The sequence below is a fragment of the Mycobacterium sp. Aquia_213 genome (assembly GCF_026625985.1).
Lineage (GTDB): Bacteria > Actinomycetota > Actinomycetes > Mycobacteriales > Mycobacteriaceae > Mycobacterium.
Window position 1 is genome coordinate 3151899 of record NZ_CP113116.1, and the last position, 23012, is coordinate 3174910.

The 23012-nt window shown below is 65.8% G+C and carries 23 protein-coding genes and 1 tRNA gene; 7 read left to right on the plus strand and 17 right to left on the minus strand.

What is annotated here, in order from left to right:
* The first annotated feature begins 29 nt into the window (after positions 1-29).
* Positions 30-1028: a class I fructose-bisphosphate aldolase gene (locus LMQ14_RS14805; protein WP_267730340.1), complete on the plus strand. Its 999-nt coding sequence runs from the start codon at positions 30-32 to the stop codon at positions 1026-1028.
* On the opposite strand, the gene LMQ14_RS14810 is transcribed toward LMQ14_RS14805, so the two are convergent.
* Together LMQ14_RS14810 and LMQ14_RS14815 are read right to left on the minus strand one after the other, a co-directional pair.
* On the minus strand, positions 1016-2233 hold the full coding sequence (locus LMQ14_RS14810; protein WP_267730341.1) for a GAF domain-containing sensor histidine kinase: 1218 nt from the start codon (positions 2231-2233) through the stop codon (positions 1016-1018). The two genes, LMQ14_RS14805 and LMQ14_RS14810, sit on opposite strands and share 13 nt — an antisense overlap.
* A complete protein-coding gene (locus LMQ14_RS14815) occupies positions 2230-2907 on the minus strand; it encodes a response regulator (protein ID WP_267735521.1) in 678 nt (225 codons plus the stop codon). The genes LMQ14_RS14810 and LMQ14_RS14815 overlap by 4 nt, the downstream gene beginning before the upstream one ends.
* Before the next feature lie 163 nt (positions 2908-3070).
* Here LMQ14_RS14815 and rpe point away from each other — a divergent pair, with 163 nt between their 5' ends.
* From rpe to LMQ14_RS14830, 3 genes are read left to right on the plus strand one after another with little or no spacing between them, the layout of a single operon-like run.
* Complete coding sequence (gene rpe, locus LMQ14_RS14820) at positions 3071-3760, plus strand: ribulose-phosphate 3-epimerase (protein WP_267730342.1); 690 nt, start codon at positions 3071-3073, stop codon at positions 3758-3760.
* Positions 3761-3810: 50 nt separating this feature from the next.
* Positions 3811-5823 (plus strand): transketolase, encoded by a 2013-nt coding sequence (gene tkt / locus LMQ14_RS14825; protein ID WP_267730343.1) that lies wholly within the window; start codon positions 3811-3813, stop codon positions 5821-5823.
* Between the two features lie 3 nt (positions 5824-5826).
* Positions 5827-6555, plus strand: a complete 729-nt coding sequence (locus LMQ14_RS14830; protein WP_267730344.1) for an HAD-IA family hydrolase — start codon at positions 5827-5829, stop codon at positions 6553-6555.
* On the opposite strand, the gene hypE is transcribed toward LMQ14_RS14830, so the two are convergent.
* Genes hypE through hypF form a run of 4 tightly spaced genes read right to left on the minus strand, consistent with a single transcriptional unit; the run spans position 6552 to position 11272 of the window.
* The gene (hypE, locus tag LMQ14_RS14835) at positions 6552-7619 is read right to left on the minus strand and encodes a hydrogenase expression/formation protein HypE (protein ID WP_267730345.1); all 1068 of its coding nucleotides are present in this window, start codon (positions 7617-7619) and stop codon (positions 6552-6554) included. The genes LMQ14_RS14830 and hypE overlap by 4 nt on opposite strands.
* On the minus strand, positions 7612-8715 hold the full coding sequence (gene hypD, locus LMQ14_RS14840; protein WP_267730346.1) for a hydrogenase formation protein HypD: 1104 nt from the start codon (positions 8713-8715) through the stop codon (positions 7612-7614). Before hypD ends, hypE begins: the two co-directional genes overlap by 8 nt.
* A complete protein-coding gene (locus LMQ14_RS14845; protein ID WP_267730347.1) occupies positions 8712-8987 on the minus strand; it encodes a HypC/HybG/HupF family hydrogenase formation chaperone in 276 nt (91 codons plus the stop codon). Before LMQ14_RS14845 ends, hypD begins: the two co-directional genes overlap by 4 nt.
* 2 nt (positions 8988-8989) lie before the next feature.
* Positions 8990-11272 (minus strand): carbamoyltransferase HypF, encoded by a 2283-nt coding sequence (gene hypF / locus LMQ14_RS14850; RefSeq protein WP_267730348.1) that lies wholly within the window; start codon positions 11270-11272, stop codon positions 8990-8992.
* 170 nt (positions 11273-11442) lie between these two features.
* Between hypF and LMQ14_RS14855 the strand changes: the two genes are divergently transcribed.
* Both LMQ14_RS14855 and hypB read left to right on the plus strand, forming a co-directional pair.
* Positions 11443-11784 (plus strand): hydrogenase maturation nickel metallochaperone HypA, encoded by a 342-nt coding sequence (locus LMQ14_RS14855; protein ID WP_267735522.1) that lies wholly within the window; start codon positions 11443-11445, stop codon positions 11782-11784.
* Between the two features lie 12 nt (positions 11785-11796).
* Positions 11797-12603 carry a hydrogenase nickel incorporation protein HypB gene (hypB, locus tag LMQ14_RS14860; protein ID WP_267730349.1) on the plus strand — a complete coding sequence of 269 codons (807 nt, stop codon included), beginning with the start codon at positions 11797-11799 and terminating at the stop codon, positions 12601-12603.
* Between the two features lie 54 nt (positions 12604-12657).
* On the opposite strand, the gene usfY is transcribed toward hypB, so the two are convergent.
* The 3 genes from usfY to LMQ14_RS14875 form a co-directional block, all read right to left on the minus strand.
* Complete coding sequence (gene usfY / locus LMQ14_RS14865; RefSeq protein ID WP_267730350.1) at positions 12658-12960, minus strand: protein UsfY; 303 nt, start codon at positions 12958-12960, stop codon at positions 12658-12660.
* A 474-nt stretch (positions 12961-13434) separates the two neighbouring features.
* A complete protein-coding gene (locus LMQ14_RS14870) occupies positions 13435-14043 on the minus strand; it encodes a TetR/AcrR family transcriptional regulator (RefSeq protein ID WP_267730351.1) in 609 nt (202 codons plus the stop codon).
* A 166-nt stretch (positions 14044-14209) separates the two neighbouring features.
* A complete protein-coding gene (locus tag LMQ14_RS14875; RefSeq protein WP_267730352.1) occupies positions 14210-14878 on the minus strand; it encodes a hypothetical protein in 669 nt (222 codons plus the stop codon).
* A gap of 482 nt (positions 14879-15360) precedes the next feature.
* Here LMQ14_RS14875 and LMQ14_RS28165 point away from each other — a divergent pair, with 482 nt between their 5' ends.
* On the plus strand, positions 15361-16533 hold the full coding sequence (locus tag LMQ14_RS28165) for a PPE family protein (RefSeq protein ID WP_324291058.1): 1173 nt from the start codon (positions 15361-15363) through the stop codon (positions 16531-16533).
* An 85-nt stretch (positions 16534-16618) separates the two neighbouring features.
* Here LMQ14_RS28165 and LMQ14_RS14885 read toward each other — a convergent pair.
* The 8 genes from LMQ14_RS14885 to scpB form a co-directional block, all read right to left on the minus strand.
* Positions 16619-16695, minus strand: a tRNA-Pro gene (locus LMQ14_RS14885).
* An 87-nt stretch (positions 16696-16782) separates the two neighbouring features.
* Positions 16783-17493, minus strand: a complete 711-nt coding sequence (locus tag LMQ14_RS14890) for an IclR family transcriptional regulator (RefSeq protein WP_420714688.1) — start codon at positions 17491-17493, stop codon at positions 16783-16785.
* Between the two features lie 64 nt (positions 17494-17557).
* Positions 17558-18382 carry a cyclase family protein gene (locus LMQ14_RS14895; RefSeq protein WP_267730354.1) on the minus strand — a complete coding sequence of 275 codons (825 nt, stop codon included), beginning with the start codon at positions 18380-18382 and terminating at the stop codon, positions 17558-17560.
* Positions 18383-18401: 19 nt separating this feature from the next.
* On the minus strand, positions 18402-19178 hold the full coding sequence (locus LMQ14_RS14900) for an SDR family NAD(P)-dependent oxidoreductase (RefSeq protein ID WP_267730355.1): 777 nt from the start codon (positions 19176-19178) through the stop codon (positions 18402-18404).
* Positions 19179-19423: 245 nt separating this feature from the next.
* Positions 19424-20824 carry a ribosome biogenesis GTPase Der gene (der, locus tag LMQ14_RS14905; protein ID WP_267730356.1) on the minus strand — a complete coding sequence of 467 codons (1401 nt, stop codon included), beginning with the start codon at positions 20822-20824 and terminating at the stop codon, positions 19424-19426.
* Entirely contained in the window at positions 20821-21507 is a 687-nt protein-coding gene (gene cmk / locus LMQ14_RS14910; RefSeq protein WP_267730357.1) for a (d)CMP kinase, read from the minus strand. Before cmk ends, der begins: the two co-directional genes overlap by 4 nt.
* Positions 21504-22247 (minus strand): pseudouridine synthase, encoded by a 744-nt coding sequence (locus tag LMQ14_RS14915; RefSeq protein ID WP_267730358.1) that lies wholly within the window; start codon positions 22245-22247, stop codon positions 21504-21506. The genes cmk and LMQ14_RS14915 overlap by 4 nt, the downstream gene beginning before the upstream one ends.
* Positions 22247-22942 carry an SMC-Scp complex subunit ScpB gene (gene scpB, locus LMQ14_RS14920; RefSeq protein ID WP_267730359.1) on the minus strand — a complete coding sequence of 232 codons (696 nt, stop codon included), beginning with the start codon at positions 22940-22942 and terminating at the stop codon, positions 22247-22249. The genes LMQ14_RS14915 and scpB overlap by 1 nt, the downstream gene beginning before the upstream one ends.
* Between the last annotated feature and the right edge of the window lie 70 nt (positions 22943-23012).

The window sequence follows — 23012 nt, forward strand, 5'->3', positions numbered from 1 at the left end:
GTGCGCACACCGAGAGACAGGACGCATCGATGAGCAAGTGCAGGAAGATCGCCCAGGCCATGACCGCGCCCGGCAAGGGCATCCTCGCCGCCGATGAGAGCATCGCGACGATGTCCGCCCGTCTCGAGCAGGCGGGCGTCACCGCGACCGCGGACAGTCGGCGCAGCTACCGCGAAATTCTGGCCAGCACGCCCGGCCTCGCCAACGGGGTCTCCGGGATCATCTTCTGCGAGGAGACCCTGGGTCAGGTGTTCAGCGATGGTCGGTCGTTTCCGCAGGGGGTCCGCGAACTGGGCATGCTGCCCGGCATCAAAGTCGACACCGGCGCAAAGCCCTGCCCGGGTCTGCCGGGCGAGACGGTGACCGAGGGGCTGGACGGGCTCCCCGCCCGACTGGCCCGCTTTGCGGACATGGGCGCGGCGTTCGCCAAGTGGCGGGCGGTGTTCACCATCACCGAAACCACCCCCAGCTGGGGGGCCATTGCGTGCAACGCCAATGCGCTCGCCCGCTACGCGGCGGGCTGCCAGGAAGCGGGCATCGTGCCGATCGTCGAACCCGAGGTGCTGATGACCGGCGACCACAGCATCGCCCGTTGCGCCGAAGTGACCGCTGAGGTGCACGCCGCCGTGCGCCAGCAGCTGGGCCTGTTACGCGTTGACCTGGCCGGCATCGTGCTCAAACCCAACATGGTGATCGAAGGCGAAGATCACCCCGCGCAGGCCACGGCGGAAGAAGTCGCCGCGGCCACGGTTTCGGTGCTGCGTGCATGGCCGGCCGAACTCGCCGGTGTCGCGTTTCTGTCCGGAGGGCAGTCGCCGACGCGTGCTACCAGCAACCTGACGGCGCTGCAGGCGCACCGCACACCCTGGCCGTTGACCTTCTCCTTCGGTAGGGCCTTGGTGTCACCGGCACTCGCGGCGTGGCGCGGTGATGAGACGCGGATCGGCGCGGCACAGGAGGCGCTGTCCGGCCACGTGTCGGCCAACACCTCCGCCGTGCGCCTGCGAAACGCGCTTCAGCCTGCCTGATTTGGGATACCCGCGCCGCCCAGCGGGACGGTCACCGTGACAGTGGTACCCGATCCGGGCGTCGAGCGCACGGCCAACCGGCCGCCCACCAATTCGGAACGTTCTTTCATCGACAGCATGCCGTAGCTGGTGGGCGCCCCGGCAGACAACGGATCGAATCCGTCGATGCCGATCCCGTCGTCCGCAACCTCCAATCGGGCAACGCCCGCGTCGACGCCGAAGCGCACGGTGGCCGTCATCGCGCGGGAATGCTTCACGACGTTCTGCAGGCATTCCTGCGCGATGCGGTACAGGGCCACCTCGACGTGCTCGGGCAGCCGCTCGTCGGCCAACTCCAGGTCGAGGTCTACCTCCGGGATGCTCGATACCAGGCTGGCCAGCCCGCCGGCCAGACCGAGGTCGTCCAGCACGGGCGGTCGGAGTCCGCCGATCGCCGAACGAGCTTCCGCCAGCGTGAGATCGACGAGGTCACGGGCCTTTTCGAGCTGTGTGGTGGCCTCGGCGTTGTCGTCGGTCTCGACCGCGTGGGCGGCCGCATCGAGCCGGTAGCTCAGGCTCACCAGCCGTTGAGAGATCCCGTCGTGAATATCGCCGGCCAACCGCCTGCGCTCGGATTCCTGCGCGGCGATCACCTGTTCGGCGAAGCTGCCGTGCACCCGTTCCCGCGCGGCCAACTGCCGGTGCACCCGCGCTTGGTCGAGCGCGCCGGCTGTCAACCGCCCGATCGCCAGCAACAGCTGGATGTCGCGGTCGGTGAACTCCCGGCGGGCCACAGTGTGCACATTGAGGACGCCGACGAGCCGGCCCAACCCCGTCTCCATCGGCACCGATGCCATAGAGGTGAAGTCCGAGCCGCGCAATGCCGCAATTGGGACATAGCGAGGGTCTTCGTCTTTCCCGCTGGTGATGACGACGGGTTCACGGTGTTGGGCCACCCAACCGGAGACTCCTTCGCCGAGCCGCAGCTGCACCTGGCCGATGTATTCGTCGAATGGTGGTGTCGCGCCGGCCAAAGTCAGCGATCCGCCGGAATCGTCAAGGACGTGCACGAAGCACACGTCGGACGCTGTGGCCGCGGTGATGAGTCGAGCGACCGCCGCCGCCACCGGCTCTATCGCTGGGCCGCTGCCGGTGGCGGCCACGATGTCGAGGAGCAGCGCAACCTCGCGGTCGGCATCCACCAGGCCCCGCACCGATCCCGTCATTGGTAGATCCCCTCGCGCAGCGCCACCGCCACCGCCGCGGTGCGGTCACCGACGCTCAACTTCCGATAGATGGAGCGCAGGTGGCTCTTGACCGTTTCGTCGCCGATAACGAGTTTGCTGGCTATACCGCGATTCGACAGGCCAGCTACCACGAACGACAGGATTTCGCTTTCCCGCTGGCTCAGGCCCTGCCGCGCGCCCGGCCAGAATTCGTCACGCTGCAGCCGGGCGGCGGTGTCGGCGGCCCGCGCGGCGAGGCCGGCGTCGATGGCGGTCGAACCGCTCTGGACATACTCCAGCTGCCGCACGAGTTCGTCGCTGTTGATGCCCTTCAGCAGATAGCCGGACGCCCCGACCCGCAGGGCCTGGAATAGGTACTGCTCGTCCTCGTACACCGAGAGCAGGATGACCTTGCTGGCGGGGTTGCGTTCGCGGATGGCACGGCACAGGTCCAGACCGCTGGCGCCCTGCATTCTGACATCGCAGAGCACGATGTCCGGTTGCAGGCTTTCGACGATCTTGAGTGCATTTTCGGCGCCCACCGCCTCGCCGACGACCCGCACCCGGTTCCGGAAAGAGGCGAGCATCGCTTTAAGGCCCTCGATCACCATTTCGTGATCGTCAACCAATACCACTCGAACGGGTCCGGTAATCGGCACTGCACTGACCGCCATCAGAACACGATAATTGCCGAACGCCGATGCCGTCATCTCCTTTTCCTTTGGCCGAGTTTCGCCGGTCAGAGCGTCACCCCAGATTCCCCCGCGTTGGGGGATTCAGCGATCCCGCAAGCCGGCCTACCGTGCTGGCAACGAGTTTGAGGGAGGATTCGCTTTGATGACACCAACGTTGGTCGCGTCAGTGCTGCCGGCAGACTTCGCCGACCTGGGCCGCGACGTCGCGGAGATCGAGCGCGCCGGAGTCGACCGGATCCAGTGGGATGTCATGGACGGCCGGTTCGTCCCCAATCTGACCTTCGGTCCCGACGTGATCGCCGCCTGCCGCGACCGGGTCGCAATGGATTTCGAGGCGCACCTGATGGTCGAGGATCCCGACCCGATGTTGCCGCGGTGGGTGATCGAGGCGGGTTGCGGAATCGTGATCGTGCATGCCGAGGCGTGTCGCCATCTGCACCGCACCCTGTCGAGCATCCGCGGTCTTGGCGCCCGGGCCGGCGTAGCCCTCAACCCGGCCACCCCGCTGAGCGCGGTCCTCGACGTGCTCGACGTCACCGACCTGCTGCTGATCATGACGGTCAACCCGGGGTTCGGTGGCCAGCGATATTTAACCAGCATGGAATCCAAGATCGCGGCCGCCCGAGCTGAAATCGACCGTCGCGGAATAGATATCGAGCTCGAGGTGGACGGCGGTATCGGGCCGGACACCATCGCCGCTGCCGCGGCCGCCGGGGCCGACGTATTCTGCGCCGGTTCGGCACTGTTCGCCGGACCGAACATGACCGAGCGGGCGAACGCGCTGCGCGCAGCCGCCGTCCACGAGACCAACGGAAGGCTGGTGGCACCGTGACCATCACATCCAGAACGACCAGCGCAGCAGAAACGACGCCGGTCCCTAAGGTGACCGAATCACCAACCGGCACAGACGCATTGGACCGGCTAGCGATCAACACGTTGCGGTTCCTGGCCGCAGATGCTGTACAGACCGCCAACAGCGGACATCCCGGCCTACCGTTGGGTACCAGCGCGATCGCCTGGACGTTGTGGTCGCGGCACCTGCGCCACGACCCCGCCGATCCGCGCTGGCCCGACCGCGACCGCTTCGTGCTGTCTGCCGGCCACGGCTCGATGCTGCTCTACTCCCTGCTGCACGTGTTCGGTTACGACCTGCCGGTCGACCAACTGCGGAAGTTCCGGCAGCTGGGCTCGCTGACTCCCGGACACCCCGAGTACGGTCACACCCCTGGCGTCGAAACCACCACGGGCCCATTAGGACAAGGGATTGCCAACGCGGTCGGGATGGCGCTGGCCGAGCGGATGCTGGCCGCACGGTGCAACACCGATGAACACACCGTCGTCGACCACCGCACCTGGGTGCTCGCCGGCGACGGCGACTTGATGGAGGGAATCAGTCACGAAGCCGCGTCGCTGGCCGGGCACCTCCGGCTCGGCAAGTTGATCGTGATCTTCGACGACAACGACATCACCATCGACGGACCGGCGTCACAGAGTTGCACCGACGACGTCGAGGGCCGGTTCACCGCCTATGGCTGGCGAGTGCTCAGCGTCCCTGACGGGAACGACGTGCCCGCCCTCGACCAGGCGTTCACCGAGGCGGTTCGTGGAGACGGCAGGCCTACGTTCATCCGGGTGGGCACCACCATCGGCTTCGGGGCGCCCGGGATCGAAGGCACCTCGAAAGCCCATGGGAGCCCGTTGGGTTCGGAGGTGCTCCATGCGATGCGCACCCGTCTGGACTGGCCCGACGAGCATTTCCACGTACCACTCGCGGTCAGTGCGACCGCGGCCTTGGCGGCCGCGCGGGGCGGTGCGGCGCGTGCGCAGTGGGCTCAGATGCATGCCGCCTGGCAAGTCGACCATCCGCAGCTCTCAGCGGACTTCCCGCTCGACACGGTTCCCGCCGCCGACGACCTGTCGGTGCTGACGCCGCTGGCTGACGGCTTGGCTTCGGGTGGAAAGTCGGCGACGCGCAAGGCATCCGGCGCGGCACTGGCAGCGCTGGCTGCCGTCTATCCGGGTCTGGTTGGCGGATCCGCCGACCTGGCCGCCTCGACCAACACCGCGATCCCCGGTGGTGACATCGCCCCGGATGATTATGGCGGCCGCACAATTCACTTCGGGATCCGCGAGCACGCGATGGCGGCGGTGATGAACGGCATCGCCTTGCACGGCGGGCTGCGTCCGTTCGGAAGCACCTTTCTGGTGTTCGCCGACTATCTGCGCCCGGCTTTGCGACTTTCGGCGCTGATGAAATTGCCGGTGGTGTATGTGTTTACGCATGACTCAGTGCATGTCGGTGAGGATGGTCCTACACATCAGCCGATCGAACAGATGGAGTCGCTCCGACTGATTCCGGGGCTGACCGTGCTGCGTCCGGCCGACGCCGCTGAGACCGCATTGGCCTGGCAACTGGCAGCGGATAATACCGACGGCCCGACGGCTTTGGTGCTGAGCCGACAGGATCTGCCGGTACTCGGCGGCGCTGGGCTGGAAGACATCCGCCACTACGGCATGCGGGTTGTGCGACCGGTCGCGGACACCGCCCATGTGGTGCTGGCGGCCAGCGGCTCGGAGGTCGCCTTGGCCCTCGAGGCTGCCGAATTGCTCAGCGAGCATGGGATATCGGCGATCGTCATCTCGGTGATGTGGCGCGAACGTATCGCGGCCGCGCTGGACGCCGACGGCACCGCGCTGCCCGATCTGCCGGTGGTGTGGATCGAAGGCGGCGTGACCACCGGCTGGCGAGCACTGGCGCGGCCGGCGGACGCGGTAATCGGTATCGAACGCTTCGGCGAGAGCGGGCCGGGTCCCGAGGTGGCAGCACACCTGGGCCTGACCGCGGCGGCAGTTTTCGACGCTGCGCTACGCAGCATCGCCGCGGCATCCGGATGACTCGTGGCGCTGGAGGCGGTCATCTTCGACGTCGACGGCACGCTGGCCGATACGGAAAGGAACGGACATCGGTTGGCGTTCAACGACGCGTTCGCCCAACACGGTTTGGACATTAACTGGACACCGGAGGCCTACGGTCGGCTGCTGGCAATCGCGGGCGGTCGTCACCGCATCCGATATGACCTGCGGCAGAGGGGGTTTGGCAGCCGCGCCGGTCGGTTGGCCTACGACATACACCGGACCAAGACGGCACTGTTCACCGATCGCATTCTCAACGGCGAGATCTCCGGTCGGCCCGGCTTGGCCCGGCTGATCACCGACCTCTCTAATTCCGGTGTGCGCGTCGCCGTCGCGACGACGGGTCGCCGGCGTACGGGTCGCCGGCGTTGGGTCGAAGCCCTGGTGCGCCACGTCGTCGGGCCAGGAATTGCGGAGGTGATCGTCACCGGCGACGACGTCCGACTGCTCAAGCCCGACCCCGAGGCATACCTCAAGGCGCTCGATGGGCTCGCATTGACGGCTGAAGCGGTTCTGGCGGTGGAGGATTCATCGATCGGGCTGTGCGCGGCGCGGGCTGCAGGACTGGCCGCGCTGGTGGTGACCAATGGCTACACCGTCGAGCAGGACTTCACCGGTGCTGCGGCGGTGCGGTCCGCGTTTGATACGCCCGGACAGCTCCTGGCCGGCGATTGTCGCGCCGTGCACCGGCGATGGTGGGCGGCCCAGGACTAGCAGATGCGTGGAAGTTGCTCACCCAGTTGACGTTCGATGACTTGTGTGGTGCCAAATGGCGTCTTGCCCACCACCAGGCCGGGGTGTTCGCCGACAACGCGGCCGATGATAGCGGCGTTGGTTCCCTCGGGCCGTGACCGCATGGCGTCCAGCACAGCCTCACTGTGCGCGGGGTCGATGAAAGCCACCATCTTGCCCTCGTTGGCCACCTGCAGCGGGTCCAGCCCCAGAAACGAGCATGCCGACGAAACTGCCTCGGGGATTGGGATTTTCGTCAGATCGAGTTCGATACCGACCGAGGCAGCGCGGGCGATCTCGACGACCGCGGCAACGAGACCTCCGCGAGTGGGGTCTCGTAACGCGTGCACCGCGGCACCGGCGGTGCCGAGCATGGCCGCAACCATTTGGTGCAGCGGTGCGCTGTCGGTCGTGACGACGGTGCCGAAGTCGATGCCCTCTCGCACGCTCATGATGGCCACGCCATGTTCGCCCAGGGAGCCCGATACGATGATGTGGTCGCCAACGCGGGCTCGCTCCGGCCCGACGTGCACCCCCGCGGGCACCACGCCTACCCCGGCGGTATTGACGAAAAGCTGGTCCGCAGCACCCCTTGCGACGACCTTGGTGTCGCCGGTGACGACGCCAACGCCGGCTTTGGCGGCCGCCTTACCCATGGTCTCGGCGACGGCGCCGAGCACATCAAGCTCGAGCCCTTCTTCCAGGATGAACCCGGCAGTCAGGGCGACGGGCTGCGCGCCGCTGCATGCTAAGTCGTTGATCGTGCCGTTGACCGCAAGGTCGCCAATGTTCCCACCGGGAAAGAACAGCGGTTGCACCACATAGGAATCGGTGGTCAGCGCGATGCGTCCGCCCGTGATGTCGAGCAATGCCGAATCGCGGGCGGCGCCCACCGCGCCGCCGAACGCGGGCAGGAAGAGGTTTTCGATCAGTTCCTCGGATAGCACGCCACCACCGCCGTGCCCCAGCACGATGCGTTTCGTCTCGCGCAGCGGCAGCGGACACACCCAGTCGGCCGGGTCGATGGCCACGCGAGACTCAGGCATGGGCAGTGGCTTCCAACCGCCGGAATTGGTAGTAGGCGGCGCAGGCGCCCTCGCTGGATACCATGGTCGCGCCCAGCGGGGTGCGCGGTGTGCACGACTTCCCAAACGCCGGGCATTCGTTGGGTTTCAGCAGGCCCTGCAGCACCTCACCGCTGCGGCATTCCGCGGATTCGGAGACTCGCAGGTGGCCCACCCCGAATTTCAATTCGGCGTCGAACTGTGCGTAGCGCGGCGAGAGGGTCCATCCGGACTTGGGGATCATGCCGATGCCGCGCCACTGCCGATCGGTCACCACGAACACAGCCGCGAGGGTCTGCTGGGCGACCGCGTTTCCGGCGGTGGTCACCGCGCGCGGATAGGCGTTGCGCAGCTTCGGCGTGCCGGCCTCGAGAAGGTCGACGACCTGTCGGACTCCCTCAAGCAAGTCCAGCGGTTCGAATCCGGTGACCACGATGGGAACCCGGAACTCATCGACCAGCGGGCCGTATTCGCTAGTGCCCATCACCGTGCAGACGTGGCCGGCCGCAAGAAATCCCTCGACCCGGTTGGCCGGTGAGCTCAGGATGGCTGTCATGGCCGGGGGAACCAACACATGTGAGACCAGCATGGAAAAGTTGGTCAGCCCGAGACGCTGTGCATGTACCACCGCCATCGCATTTGCCGGGGCGGTGGTCTCGAAACCGACCCCAAAGAACACGACCTGCTTGTCGGGGTTGTCGGCGGCCACCCGGGTGGCGTCCAAGGGCGAATAGACGATTCGCACGTCGCCACCCCGAGCACGCACGCCGAACAGATCCTGACTACTGCCCGGCACCCGCAGCATGTCTCCAAAGGAACAGAAGATCACGTCGTCGCGTGCCGCAATCTCCAGTGCGCGGTCAATCATCTCCAGCGGCGTCACGCAGACCGGGCATCCCGGACCGTGAATGAATTCCACCGCGCCGTCCAGCAATTGGTCAATGCCGTTGCGGATGATCGAATGTGTTTGCCCACCACAGACTTCCATGATGGTCCAGGTCTTGGTGACGCGCCTCTTGATGTTATCTACCAAGGTGCGCGCGGCCGCTGGATCGCGGAATTCGTCCAGATATTTCATGCTGGCTCCCTTCTACCCTGGCCCTCGTCACCGGCCAGTTCCTCGTCAAGCACGCCCAGGTCGTGGAACATTCGCAACGTCTCCTGCGCCGATGCCTCGTCCAGTCGGGTGATGGCGAATCCGGCGTGCACGATGGTGTATTCACCGACTTGCATATCCGGCAGGTAGGCGAGACACACGGTTTTGGTGGTACCACCGAAGTCGACGGTGCACATCCGAGTTCCCGCCTCGTCCCAGGTGTCGACGACCTTGCCGGGAATTCCGAGACACATGGCTATGTCCCCCTTTCTTGCCGTCGTGCGGCGATAACGGCCTGGCCCAGCGCAAGTCCGCCGTCGTTACACGGCAACACCGCATGAGTCAACACCTCGAAACCGTTGCCGGCCAGTTCATTACGGAGTCCGTCGCGCAGCAGCCGGTTAACGAACACCCCTCCGGTCAACCCGACGGTGCCGACGCCGCCGACCACCTGGCCGACCGCTTGCGCCGTCGCACGGATGACGGCGGCGTGGAACCCGGCGGCGAGGTCGGCTGCCGTCCTGCCGGCTCGCAAACCCCGCACCAACGCCGTGATCAACGGCACCGGGTCCAACACGCCGGCGGCCACCTCGAAGTCCAATGGCGCCGGCCGACCGAGGCGCGCCAGATGTTCGAGTTCGACGGCCGCCTGCCCCTCGTAGGTCACGTCGTGGCACACGTCGAGCAAGCTGGCTACAGCGTCAAACAGGCGCCCCATGCTGCTGGTGGCGACGCCTCCGATGCCGCCTGGGATCTGCTGGGCGAGCACTCGGCGCGCCTGCTGGCTCAGGCGGGCGACCGCCGGAATGTCTTGTGCCCATTCGACGTCGGCCCGGTACAGGAGGTCCAGGGCGATCCGGCCAGGGTGGCGTACCGCGCCGTCACCGCCGGGCAGCGCAAACGGTTTCAGGTGCCCGACCCGCGTGAAAGCCACCGGGTCGGTAACCATTAGGAGCTCGCCACCCCAGATGGTGCCGTCGGTGCCATATCCGGTGCCGTCGAACGCGACCGCAAGCATTGGCGAGTCGAGCCGGCCGTGCTCGGCCAACAGCGATACCGCGTGGGCGTGATGATGTTGCACCTGCAGCACCGGCCGGTCCTGCCGCTGCGCCCAACGAGTCGTGGCGTACGCCGGATGCAAATCGCATGCGATGAGCCGGGGTTGGCGATCGGTCATGAAGGCCAGGTGTTGTTCGGCCGATTCGAAGCAGCTCTGAGTCCGCGGGTCAGCCATGTCGCCCAGGTGCGACGACAGGTGTGCGTTTCCGTCAGAAGACAACAAACAAAACGTCGTCTTGAGGTCCCCACCGGTTGCCAGGACCACGGGGGCACCGGCCACGGCTGGTGTCGATACTGGAAGCGGCGCATATCCGCGGGAGCGTCGAATCGGCACCGGGCCGCCGTCGCCGTCAACCGTGAGAACCGAATCCTCGCACGGCACATGGATGGGACGGTCGTGGCTGAGCACCGCGTCCGCCAAGCCGTCGATCCAGGCCAGGTCGGTATCGCGGAAGACGATCGGAGACCCCCCGTTGTTGGCAGAGGTCATCACCAGTGTGACCGGACCCAAACGATCGAAGAGCAGGTGGTGAACGGGCGAATAGGCCAGCATCACGCCGATTTCGGACAGGCCCGGCGCCACGCAGGCCAGCTTCGAGTCGTCACGGGCGGGCAGCAGAACTATAGGCGCCGCAGGCGACTGAAGCAGTTTCGCAGAAGCGTCGTCGACGTGACAGATGCGTTGCGCCACAGCGATATCGGCAACCATCACGGCGAAAGGTTTAGCGGGTCTGCCCTTTCGGTGCCGCAGGTGGGCGACACTATCGACATTGTCGGCGCGACAGGCGAGATGGAACCCGCCGATGCCCTTGATTGCGACAATCAGGCCGTCGTCGAGCGCCTGCGCGGCGGCGGCGAGCGGTTCGCGGCTGTCGCCCGGGCCCCGCCAGGACAGGGTCGGCCCGCAGTCGGGGCAGGCGATGGTTTGCGCGTGGAACCGTCGGTCGGCGGGGTCTCGGTACTCGGCCGAACACGTGGCGCACATCGGAAAATGCGCCATGGTGGTCGCGGGCCGGTCGTAGGGCAGGTCGGTGATCACCGTGTAGCGCGGACCGCAGTTGGTGCAAGTGATAAAGGGGTGACCGTAGCGGCGGTCGGCGGGGTCACGGACCTCGCGCAAACAATCGGCGCAGATGGCAACATCCGGCGGCACCAAGGTGCGGCGGTCGTCGCGGCCCCGGCTGCCGATGATCCGGAACCCAGACTCGCCGTTGGGAGGCAGCGAGACGATTTCGATGGAATCGATGCGCGCCATCGGCGGCCGGTCGGCGCTGATCGCGGATACCGCCGCCTCGACCACTTCGGGCGCACCCTCGAACTCGCAGTGCACCGATCCGGAGTCGTTGTACACACATCCGGCGAGGCTGTGACGTGCGGCGATGCGCGCAACAGCGGGGCGAAATCCAACGCCTTGGACCACGCCGGCGATGTCGAGGCGCAGCCGCACACTGGCCACCGTGCCACGCGGACTGCTCTCCACAGAACCTCCAGGAGCATGGCCCCCGCGCCTATGGGCTGGCGGCACGGGCGGTCACGCTCAGGCTAGACGAGCCCAAATGTGCCGACAATCACAATTTCGCACACAAAGCCTGCGTTTTTCCGCACTTAATTTTCGCGACACTGTTGTCACCTGTGAGGCAGCATGATGTGGTGCACGAACTTTCGCTGTGTCATGCCATCACTGGTGTGGTGAAGCCCCACGCGGCGGGTCGTCACGTCGATGTCGTCCGTGTCCAAGTCGGCGCGCTGCGACAGGTGGTGCCCGATTCCCTGACGTTCTGTTGGTCGTTGGTGTGTCAACACTTTGATGACAACATGGTCGATGCCGAGCTGGAACTCGACCTTGTTCCCGCCGAAGTACTGTGCCACACGTGCGAACAGCGGTCGCGGATTGAGTCTCGATGGTCGGTCTGCTGTCCGGGTTGCAACAGCACAGACATTGACGTGTTGTGCGGCAACGAGTTCTTGGTCACGTCGGTCGAAGTGTCATGAAAGGGCAAGTGAGTGGGTAGATTTCACCGCCACGACGACGGCACCGTCCACAGCCACGACCACGATCGCGACGGCCACCAGCACCAGCACGATCACGATCACGGCGACCACAGCGCGTATGCCACCGGCTCGCAGCGCATCGAGGTACTCGAGTCCATATTCGCCGAAAACGACACCCGCGCCGCCATCAACCGGCACGCCTTCGAGACCAACCGCATTCGCGCCTTGAACCTGATGAGCTCGCCTGGCTCCGGAAAGACCACGGTGCTGGCCGCCACCCTGGACGCACTCGCCACCGAACTATCCCTCGGCGTGATCGAGGGCGACATCGCCACCGACCTCGACGCCGCAAAACTCGACGGCCGAGGCGCACAAATATCGCTGCTAAACACCAACAATGGCTTTGGCGGCGAGTGCCACCTAGACGCCCCGATGGTCAACCGAGCACTGCAAGGGCTTGAGCTTCCGAAGCTCGACCTGGTCATCATCGAAAACGTCGGCAACCTGGTCTGCCCGGCCGAATTCGACGTCGGAGAGCACGCCAAGGCGATGGTTTACTCAGTCACCGAGGGGGAAGACAAGCCACTGAAATACCCGGTCATGTTCCGGTCGGTCGACGTCGTGCTGCTCAACAAGATCGACCTGGTCCCGCACCTCGACGTCGACATCGCGACCTACATCGGCCACATCAGACAGGTGAATCCGACCGCAGACATCTTTCCGATAAGCGCGCGCACCGGCGAGGGCATGACGACATGGTTTGACTGGTTGCGACAGTTCTGCTCGTTGAGCTCGGTCCAAGGACACTTGGCCACATAGGCTCTGCGGTTGGACCCGCTACTGGAATCGATTGCCGCGAAGGCTTGACCGTCGCTATGACACGCGTGGACCTCGCGTGGAATACACAGAGAGCCAACGGCTTTCAATTTTCATCACCCGACGATGTTCCAGCTTAAGCCAGACCAAACCAGCTACGATCGCTGATACTCCGACCGTAACCAGCGTCAGCAGCCACTCCTGGTGCCGATAGGCTGCTGCGGCCACCCCGCCAACCAGTGACGCGACGCCCAGCACTATCGCCATCAGCCCCGGCCAACAAAGTCGGTCTATTAGGAATTCGCCGGCATGCGGACACGTCGTGCGGAAATGATCGGTCGGATCTGCGGTGTCGCCCATGGCTTCTCCTCGGTAGAGCTGAGACGAAGCTAGTCGTGATCAATCGAACGGCCGTCCCCCATCCGGGTGGTCCACGAAGTGATTTGCGCCTTCGGGTCTCAGGTTCGCGGTCTTCCTTGAGCCCGCGGAGATTGCGCTCGACTCAGACGCCGAGCAGCGAGAGCACATTGTGGTCGAGCACAGCATGGGCGAAGCGGGTGCTCATCGCATCGCGGATCTGGGCCGGCTGCATTGCCTCGGGCGTCATGGCGTAGATGATTCCGTACAGAGCGTGGCGACGATAGGAGTCCCACGCGACGTCGAACGTCTCCGCGTCCGCCCCGCGCGCCTCGAGGTAAGAGCGGAGCAGCTGTTCCTCGTCGCTGCGACGGCCCTCGCTGCTGAGCGCGCCGATCAGAAAAAGGCGAAGTCGTGGTAGGCGTCATCGCACGGAACCAGACGACCTGAAATTACGCGACTTATGTCGAATCTGCGTCACATGTCGCATGTTTTTCCAATGCCAGCGGACGCCAGGCAGTCGAACCCTGCGTCGATGGTCTCGCGGACACTCAGGCCATTGGCGCGCCGCATGAGCAGCGCGGAGCGTGTAACCCCGATCATGGCCGTCGCGATCACGTAGCAGCGGATGTCGGACTCCGGGTCGAGGCCCCAAGCCTCGGCGAAGAACCGTGCGATCTCGTGCTCCCAATCGAGCATCATCGCCGTGAACCGAGCCTGCAGCGCGGGGTCTCTGGTCCAGACCTGCAGGTGCGCCGCCACGAGTTCGTCGTCTGACTCCTCGAAGCTGGTCATCGTGTCGGTCAGCACGTCCCGCGCGACCGACCACGGATCGTCCGTCGGGAGCGCCTCGCGGAATCGCTCGCGCGCGAGCGCGAAGAGTTCGAGGACGTCGCCCATCGCGACCTCCTCTTTGCTGGCGAAGATGCGATGGAACGTGGCCCGGTGGAAATCTGCGGCCTCGGCGATCTCCTCGACGGTGGTGGCCTCGAACCCCCGCTCCAGGAACAGGTCGAGCGCGGCCTTGGCCAGCGTACGGCGCGTTTGCGCCTTCTTGCGCTCTCGGCGGCTGGTCGGCTCGGCCATCACAGCAACATACGGCGTCAAGCAGTGTCGTTGATGTGCCGGGGTTCGGGAAAAGAGGAACGTCGCGCGCCGCGCCGCCTGCCTGCTCGACGAGCTGCAGGATCACCACCTGGTATGACCTAACGGGGTTTGCCTTCCTCGCTGCTCCCCGACGAAGTGCGGCGAATCAACAACCGGCGCCGTGACCGACCGCCACCTCCGTCAAGTGCCCACACCGCATCCCCGTATCCAACCAAACCGAGAATCCCTGCCGCGTGGCCTCATGACAGAAATAGATGTCCTGCCCCGGCACCACCGGCGACGGACACCACATCGGCACATCCGGATCCCACCGCTCGATCACCCTCCGCCGGATCGCGGTGAACCCCATCGCCACCGCATCCACCTCGAACAACCGACGGTCACTTTCTTCGAGCCACCCCCGCAACACATCCGGCTTCACATTCCGGTACATCGGCTGCGCCCGCGCATTACCCAGGGTGTAGGCGTTCACAAAGTGCGGCGGCTCATGCATGAAATTCAGGGAGCCGACGATATCGACATCCTCGTCGTAGCCGGTGACCCGCAGGAACGCATCCAACGGCGGGATGATGTCGTCCTCGAACACGACCAACCAATCCCACTCACCGAACGCTGACACCGCCGTGTTCGTGATCCCGTCCATCGCGCTCGGCAGCGGCACCCCCTCGGTAGACACCACCCCCACACACGGGCTTTTGTCCATCAACATCCAGTTGTAAAACCAAGCCACCGAGACGTGTCGGTACATCGGCATCCCGACCACGATCTTCGGGCCAGGACTAGCGCACTGCAGCGGCAACAAGATGCGCTTCACGAAACCCCAGAACTCATAATCCGGGCACCCTACCCGGAACAGACCGTCAGGCGAATGAATGAAGAATGACGAAAGTTACAACCCTCTAGGCGATCTCCGTGTCCGGCGATCTGCCGCCGGCCGCGGGTTGTTGCTGCGTGGTGTCAAGTCAGAGCTTCTACGCCGATTCAAGGTTGCTCAAATCTATTCTCCCGCTGTGGATTCGTAATTTCTTTCTGTTCCTGCCGTTTCCCTTTCCTTTACCCTTTCCCGGCCCAACCCACAAGCGGCGGGCAACGAAAATCGGAGAAGCCTGTACACGTAGATCAACTCTCCGCAGACCGGCCGGCGACGCTTTGTCGAAACACTTAGCAGCAGCAGCGTTTTCATGCAATTGGACCGTGGACCTTAAGCGTGCGGTCGCTCTGCGTTTACGCGTACGGCGTTAGATCCTCTTGTCCTGCTGAGGAATCGGCGCGTTTGACTCGGAAATGAGTAAGGCCATGGATTTTGGTTTGCTGCCGCCGGAAGTCAATTCCGTTCGGATGTATACGGGACCGGGCGCGGCGCCGATGCTAGCGGCGGCAGCGGGCTGGGACGTAGTGGCAGCCGAGCTGGAGTCGACTGCCGCCAGCTACTCGTCGGTCATCTCGTGGCTGACTGACCTGGCGTGGTGGGGCCCGTCCTCGACGAGGATGTCGGCGGCAGTGATGCCCTACGTCGGGTGGCTACGCGTCGGCGCCAAATCGGCCGAGCAAACCGCCGCACAGGCGTACGCGGCGGCGGCAGCCTATGAAGCCGCATTTTCAATGACGGTGCCCCCGCCGGTGATCGCGGAGAACCGGGCATTGCTAATGGCGTTGATTGCCACCAACTTTTTCGGGCAGAACGGCCCCGCGATCGCGGCGACCGAGGTGCACTACGCCGAGATGTGGGCCCAAGACGCGGCCGCGATGTACGGCTACGCCGGTGCCGCTACGTCCGCGAGCACGCTGGAGCCGTTCAGCGAGCCACCGCAGTCCACAAATCCGGATGGGCAAAATGAGCAGGCTCGTGCGGTGACCCAAGCCGCCGGCAACGCCACCAGCGCCCGCACCCAATCGCTAGCGCAGCTCGGCTCGCAGGCCGGCTCCCAGCAACTCGGCTCGACCGCCGCGGATCAGCTGGTCTCGGCCGCCGGTAGTGATCCCATCCTCGGCCAGGGCACCAGCATCATCACTACCGGGGCAGAAGGCAGCGCGACAATCCACGCCACCCCCGGGTCCACCGTCATCGTCACCGTTCAAAGCGGCGCCGCCACCGTCACCCTGACCAACACCAGCTCTTCCATTTTCCTCACAGCGACCAGCGGTCCGTTCACCATCCCCCAAGGCAGCACTGTCTTTGTCACCGAGGGCAGCACCGTGTCCGTTGACGTCGTGAGCGGCACCGCGAACATCATTCTCGGGGACGGCCCCGCCACCATCACCACACTCACCACGCCCCTCGCCTCCACGCCGGCCACGGCCGCGCCCGCGGTAGCCGCGAGCAGCACACCAGGCCTGGCCGGCACCGCGGGTATCCAACCTCAGTTGAACGTCGACGCGCTGTTGGGGACCGCAGTGTGCACCCCGGCCCGTGCGGAGTTGCTGGACGCGACTGCTGCGGCGGCGCCCGCGGCCGCGCTTGCTGGATGACCTTGTAGCGCATCGTGAATCGGGCGGCCAACTGCGCGGCCTGCAATCCAGCGGAACAGAAAAGGCCACTCCAGAAGGCTTTACGTGGTCGGGCTGACAGGATTTGAACCTGCGACCACTTGACCCCCAGTCAAGTGCGCTACCAAACTGCGCCACAGCCCGCGCGCCGATGAGTCCACCGGCAGCAGCTCGAAAGCCTACCTCAGCCCAGCGGCCAACCCGATATTGCCTGGTTGACCTGCGAGTCTCCTAGCCGCCGGTCTTCGCGAACCAGGCGTCGACTTTGGCGACCCAGTCCAGCAGTGCCTGGGCGAGCTCGGTTTCGCGGCGGTAGAACCGCTGCGACGGCACGGGCACGCTGACCGCGACCTTCTGATCGCTCACGCCCTTGAGCACCGCGCCGACCGCGCAGATGCCTTCGCTGTGCTCTTCGTGGTCATAGGCAATGCCCTCGACCCTGATGCGTTCGAGTTCCTTGTGCAGCGCCGCCGGCGTCGTGATGGTGTTCGCGGTGAGCCGGGCGAGTCGGCTCGGCACGGCCCGCGCTTGCTCCTCGGGCGCCAGGCTGGCCAAAAGCGCCTTGCCGTTGGCGCAGCAGTGCAACGGAAACGACTCTCCCACCGCGCTGATCGCGCGCAGCCGGTGCGGCGAGACGACCTGGTCGACGAAGGTCGCACGATCCCCGTCCAGGATCGACAGGTCGACGGTCTCCTCCAGCTCGCGGGACAGCTCCTCGATGAACGGGTGCAGATCGACCACGACGCTGCGGCGCACGGTGCTGGCCATCCGGGCGATCTCGGGGCCCAGCCGATAGCGACCCCGCGCCGCGCGCGAGGCCACCAAGCCTTCGTCGTCCAGCGCATTGAGGATCCGGCTCACCGTCGAGCGCGCCATTCCCAGCCGTTCACCGATCTCGGCTTGGTTCAGCCCCCCGGGATGCGCCTGCAGCAGCCGCAACATCTCGGCCGCGCGGGCGATGACCTGAATTCCGCTGCCGCGAGCCTCTTGTGAGTCGACGCTCACGTCAGGCCCCAGTCTCGAGACGGTAGGTTCCGGTGGGGTCGAGGATCGCCACCAGCCGCACGATACAACCATCGCCGCCGACCCAGCGCCACGGGAACGCCGCGAAGGTGACGCGCTTGCCGGTGACCTTGTCCAAATCGCCGCCCACATTCTCGAAGCCGTAGATGCCCTTCGACAGGATCGCGCGGTGGCACGGCTCCCACTCCGGGAAATCGTCGAGCACCTTGCGGCCGGTCTGCTCTTCGTATTCCTTGACCGCCCAAGGCAATAGACCACCGGTGTGCTCGGCCGGGCCGTGCGGGGCGATCGCGGTGGCCATCGGATGGTCGAGCGCTTGGGTATCCGTACCGACGGCCTTCATGCCCTTGGCCGCGAACCACTCCCCGGCTTCCCTGTAGAAGCCCGGCGAGTAGGCGTAGTACTCGGCACTGTCGGCGTAGGTGTGGTGCCAGCCGGTGTTGACGATGACGATATCGCCCGGCCGGATCGCGGGAGTGGCATTCTCCAGGTCCTCGGCGGTGACGACCTCCCACTTCTTTTTCGGGATCGACACCACGACCCCGGTGCCGAAGAACGCGCTCAGCGGGATCTCGTCGAGCAGCGGCGTGCCTTCGATGACATGGCCCGGCGCGTCGATGTGCGTGCCGGAATGCATGACCGTGGTGATCTTTTGAGTCAGCACGCGGCTGCGCGCCATGTTGTGCAATCGTTCGATCTTGACGTCCTCGAAGTACGGCCACGCCGGTACGCCGTGACCCCACGGATGGGACAGGTCGTAAAACTCCAGCGTCGACTCGGCTTGGCCAAGCGGCCAGGTGAAACTCACGACAGTGCCTTTCGGTTCATCAGCATGCGGTGTAACCGCCGTCCAGATACATCACCTGGCCGGTGTAGAAGCTCGACGCATCGCTGAGTAGATAGATCAGGGCGCCGACGAAGTCTTCGGGTTCAGCGAAGCGGCGCAACGGGATTCGGGCGAACATGGCCTCGCGGGTTTCGCGCCCGTTTTCGTCGTCGGCGTACATCCATTCTGTCAGCTCGGATCGGAAAACCGTTGGCGCCAGGGCATTTACCCGAATACCCTGCGGACCCCACTCGGAAGCCAAAGACTTCGCCAACAGGTCGGTGGCCGCTTTCGACGGGCAGTAGGCGCTGTAGCCCGCGGGATGACCGAGGCTGCCGCGCACCGACGAGACCAGCACGATGCTGCCTCCCCCGCGCTGCTGCAGCAGCACTCGTCCGGCCGCCTGGCACACCAGCCACGCGCCGCGCGCGTTCGCCTTCATCACGTCGTCGAAGTCGTCGACGTCCATCTCGGTGATGGGCGCGACGTGGTTCATGCCCGAAGCAACCAGGACGCCGTCCAGCCGGCCATGCTTAGCGACGGCCGCGTCGACCATGGCCTGGGCGTCGGCCGGGGTATCGGGGCGGCGGACCACCACCGCCAGATCGTGCCGGCCGGTCTCGTCCACGAGCTCGGCCAGCCGGTCGGTGTTGCCTCCGGTCAGCGTCACCCGAGCCCCGGCTTCGGCCAAGGCCCGGGTTGCCGCGCTGCCCAAGGAGCCGGTCGCACCGGTGATCAATATCGACTTGTCCTTGACGCTGAAGCGATCCCCGCTCATCAGTACTCCGTAAATCCCGCAGTACGGGTATATCAACCCGCTATACAAGAGACGTTAACGTCGCTTAGCGACAAAAGTCAAAGCTGATTCCTGTGATGTAGGCGGCATTGTCCGCATCGTGGGATTAACTAACCGAGGAGCCGTTGAGTGTGCATTCAGGGCGGCCAGTGTGCACTCAGGGCGGCCTGGTTGCACACTCGACGCAAACGCGGGGACGCGACGTGGCGAGGGGCTAAAGGCGCGAGTCAGCGGCGCTTGGCGGATCGCTTTTCGCGTACCCGCACGTTGATGCGGATCGGGCTGCCGGCGAAGCCGAAGGTCTCGCGCAGCCGCCGCTCCAGGAAGCGCCGGTAGCCGGCCTCGAGAAAGCCGGTGGTGAACAGGACGAACGTCGGCGGGCGGGCGGCGGCCTGGGTGGCGAACAGGATGCGGGGTTGCTTGCCGCCGCGCACCGGCGGCGGTGTGGCCGCCACGATCTCCTTGACCCAGGTGTTCAGCGGGCCGGTAGCAATCCGGGCGTCCCAGGACGCCAGTGCGGTCTCCATCGCGGGCACCAGCTTCTGTACAGCGCGTCCCGTCTTGGCGGAGATGTTGACCCGCTCCGCCCATTGCAGCTGGGACAGCTCGCGGTCGATCTCACGGTCCAACAGCTCGCGCCGGTCCTCGTCGACGAGGTCCCATTTGTTGAAGGCCAGCACCAGCGCCCGGCCGGCCTCGATCACCATGGTCAGCACCCGCTGGTCCTGCTCGGTCAGCGTCTGCGAGGCGTCGATCAGTACGAGTACCACCTCGGCGGAATCGATGGCCGAGTGGGTGCGCACCGACGCGTAGAACTCATGCCCGCTGGCCTGGCCGACCTTGCGGCGCAAGCCCGCGGTGTCGACGAAACGCCATATTTTGCCGCCCAATTCGATCAGCGAGTCCACCGGGTCAACCGTGGTTCCGGCGACATCGTGCACGACCGAGCGCTCGTCGCCGGCCAGCTTGTTGAGCAACGAGCTCTTGCCGACGTTGGGCTTGCCGACCAGCGCCACCCGGCGCGGACCGCCGGGCGCCGGTGCCGCCTCGGACACCTGGGGCAGCACGGCGAGCACCTCGTCGAGCAGATCGGCCACACCGCGACCGTGTATCGCGCTGACCGCGTGCGGTTCGCCGAGACCCAGCGACCACAAGGCCGCCGCGTCGGATTCCACCTTCTCGCTGTCAACCTTGTTGGCGGCCAAGAAGACTGGCTTGCCGGAGCGCAACAGAATCCGGGCGGCAGCCTCGTCGGCGCTGGTGGCCCCGACGGTGGCATCGACCACCAGGATTACCGCGTCGGCGGTACGCATCGCGATCGATGCCTGTTCGGCCACCAGCTTTTGCAGGCCCTTGGCGTCGGGCTCCCATCCCCCGGTGTCCTGCACGACGAACCGGCGACCGGTCCACAGCGCGTCGTAGAAGACCCGGTCGCGGGTCACACCGGGAATGTCCTGCACCACCGCTTCGCGCCGGCCCAGGATCCGGTTGACCAGTGTCGACTTGCCGACATTGGGCCGCCCGACGATTGCCACCACCGGCGCGGGGCCGGGCTCGTCGAAGTCCGCCGAGTCGGAATCGACTACTTCCCAATCGCTTTCGTCCGACCAGGTGCCGTCCTGAGTCACCGCACTGCCTCGCTTCGCTGCTTGACCAACTCCAGCAGGTGGTCGATCACCTGCGCCTCGGTCATGTCGCTGGTGTCGACGGTCACCGCGTCGGACGCCGGACGCAACGGCGACAGCGTGCGAGTCGAATCGAGGTGGTCGCGACGGCGCACGTCGGCCAGCACGCCGTCATAGTCGTCGGCCAGACCCGCGGCGACGTTCTGGTCGTTGCGGCGCCGGGCGCGGGTTTCGGCCGAGGCGGTCAGGAAGATCTTCACCGGCGCGTCGGGCAAGACCACCGTCCCGATGTCGCGGCCCTCGACGACGACATTGCCCGGCCCCTGGGCCATTTCGCGTTGCAGCGCAACGAGCCGGGTCCGTACGGCGGCCACCGATGACACCGCCGACACCGCGCCGGTGACCTGGTCCCCGCGAATCTCGGACGAGACATCCTCTCCGGCAAGGAAATAACGATCCCCGTCGGGGTGGTAGTCGACCGACATCTGCACCGACTCGACCACCCGGGCGACCGCGTCGGCGTCGGCCGGGTCGATACCGGCACGCAAGACGGCCAGTGTCACCATCCGGTACATGCCACCGGTGTCCAGGTAGCGCGCACCCAGTGCGTCGGCCAATCTCTTTGACACCGAGGACTTTCCGGTGCCGGCCGGGCCATCGATGGTCACCACAACGCCGTTCGTCACAAGCCCACCGCTTTGTACAGTTGGCCGATCTCGCCCTGGCTCAACGCGCGGATGCTGCCCGGCCGCTGCTTGCCCAGCGATACCCCGCCGAGCTCGGTGCGCACCAGTGCCTCCACCGGGAAACCCACCGCCGCCAGCATCCGGCGCACGATCCGATTGCGCCCCTCATGCAATGTCAAGCGCACCAGCGTCTTTCCGGGAATGGCGTCCACCAACGCGAAGTCGTCGACGCGCGCCGGGCCGTCCTCCAACTCGATCCCGGCTCGCAATCGCTTGCCCAGCCCGCGCGGCACCGTTCCGGAGACCGTCGCCAGATACGTCTTGGGCACTTCGTGGGAGGGGTGCATCAACCGGTGGGCCAGCTCGCCGTCGTTGGTCAGCAGGATCAGGCCCTCGGTGTCGGCGTCCAACCGTCCCACGTGAAAGAGCTTCTTGTTGCCCCGGACTCGCTGCTCGACCAGGTCGCCGATGCACGGCCGGCCCCGATCATCGGACATCGTCGAGTGCATCCCCCGCGGCTTGTTCAGCGCCAAATAGACCTGCGCTTCGTCGACGGAGATCCGGGCGCCGTCCACCCGGATCACCGAGGCGTCGGGATCGACCCGGGTGCCCAGCTCGGTCACCACCTGCCCGTCCACCTCGACACGGCCGTCGATGATCAACTTCTCGGCTGCCCGGCGCGATGCAATTCCGGCTTGGGACAACACTTTCTGCAGCCGGATGCCCTGATCTTCGGTCATCAATCCTGGTCCACGTCAAACGACAGCGACTGTTCGGGCGTCCGGCCGCCCGACAGTTTGATGAAACGTGGCTCGCTGTCCAGGGATTCGGTCAGGTCCTCGATCGTGTCGACGTCCGGAAGCAGCGGCGCGATATCGGGCAGATCGGTCAGCGACTCCAGCCCCAGCCGCTCCAGGAACATCTCGGTGGTGGCGAAGGTGACCGCGCCGGTGTCCTCGTCGGCGCCGGCCTCGGTGATCAGGCCGCGCGCCAGCAGGGTGCGGATGACGGCGTCGACATTGACGCCGCGCACCGCGCTGACCCGCGCGCGGGTGACCGGCTGCCGGTAGGCCACCACGGCCAGCGTCTCCAGCGCGGCCCGGGTGAGTTTGGACCGTGCACCGTCCAGCAGCAGTTTCTCCACGTAGGGCGCGAACCGGGAGCGGGTGTACATCCGCCATCCCTCCCCGGTCTTCCGTAGGTCGATGCCGCTGTCGCGCGCGGTGAATTCGTCGGCCATCAGCTGCAGTTTGGCGGCGATGCGGTAGACGGGTTGCTGTGTGGTCGCGGCCAGCGCGTCGTCGGTGACCGGGGTGTCGACCACCAGCAGCAGGGCCTCCAGCACGGACCGAAGCTCGTCGTCGTCCAGCGGCACGGCCTCGGCGATGTCCGGGATGCCGACGTCGAGATCGAGGTCAGGCATGTCTTCAGTCACGAACGCCATTCCTCCTCATCGCTACGTCCCCCGCAAGCGGGAGGTGCCCCCACTGCATCGTCACGGCGCG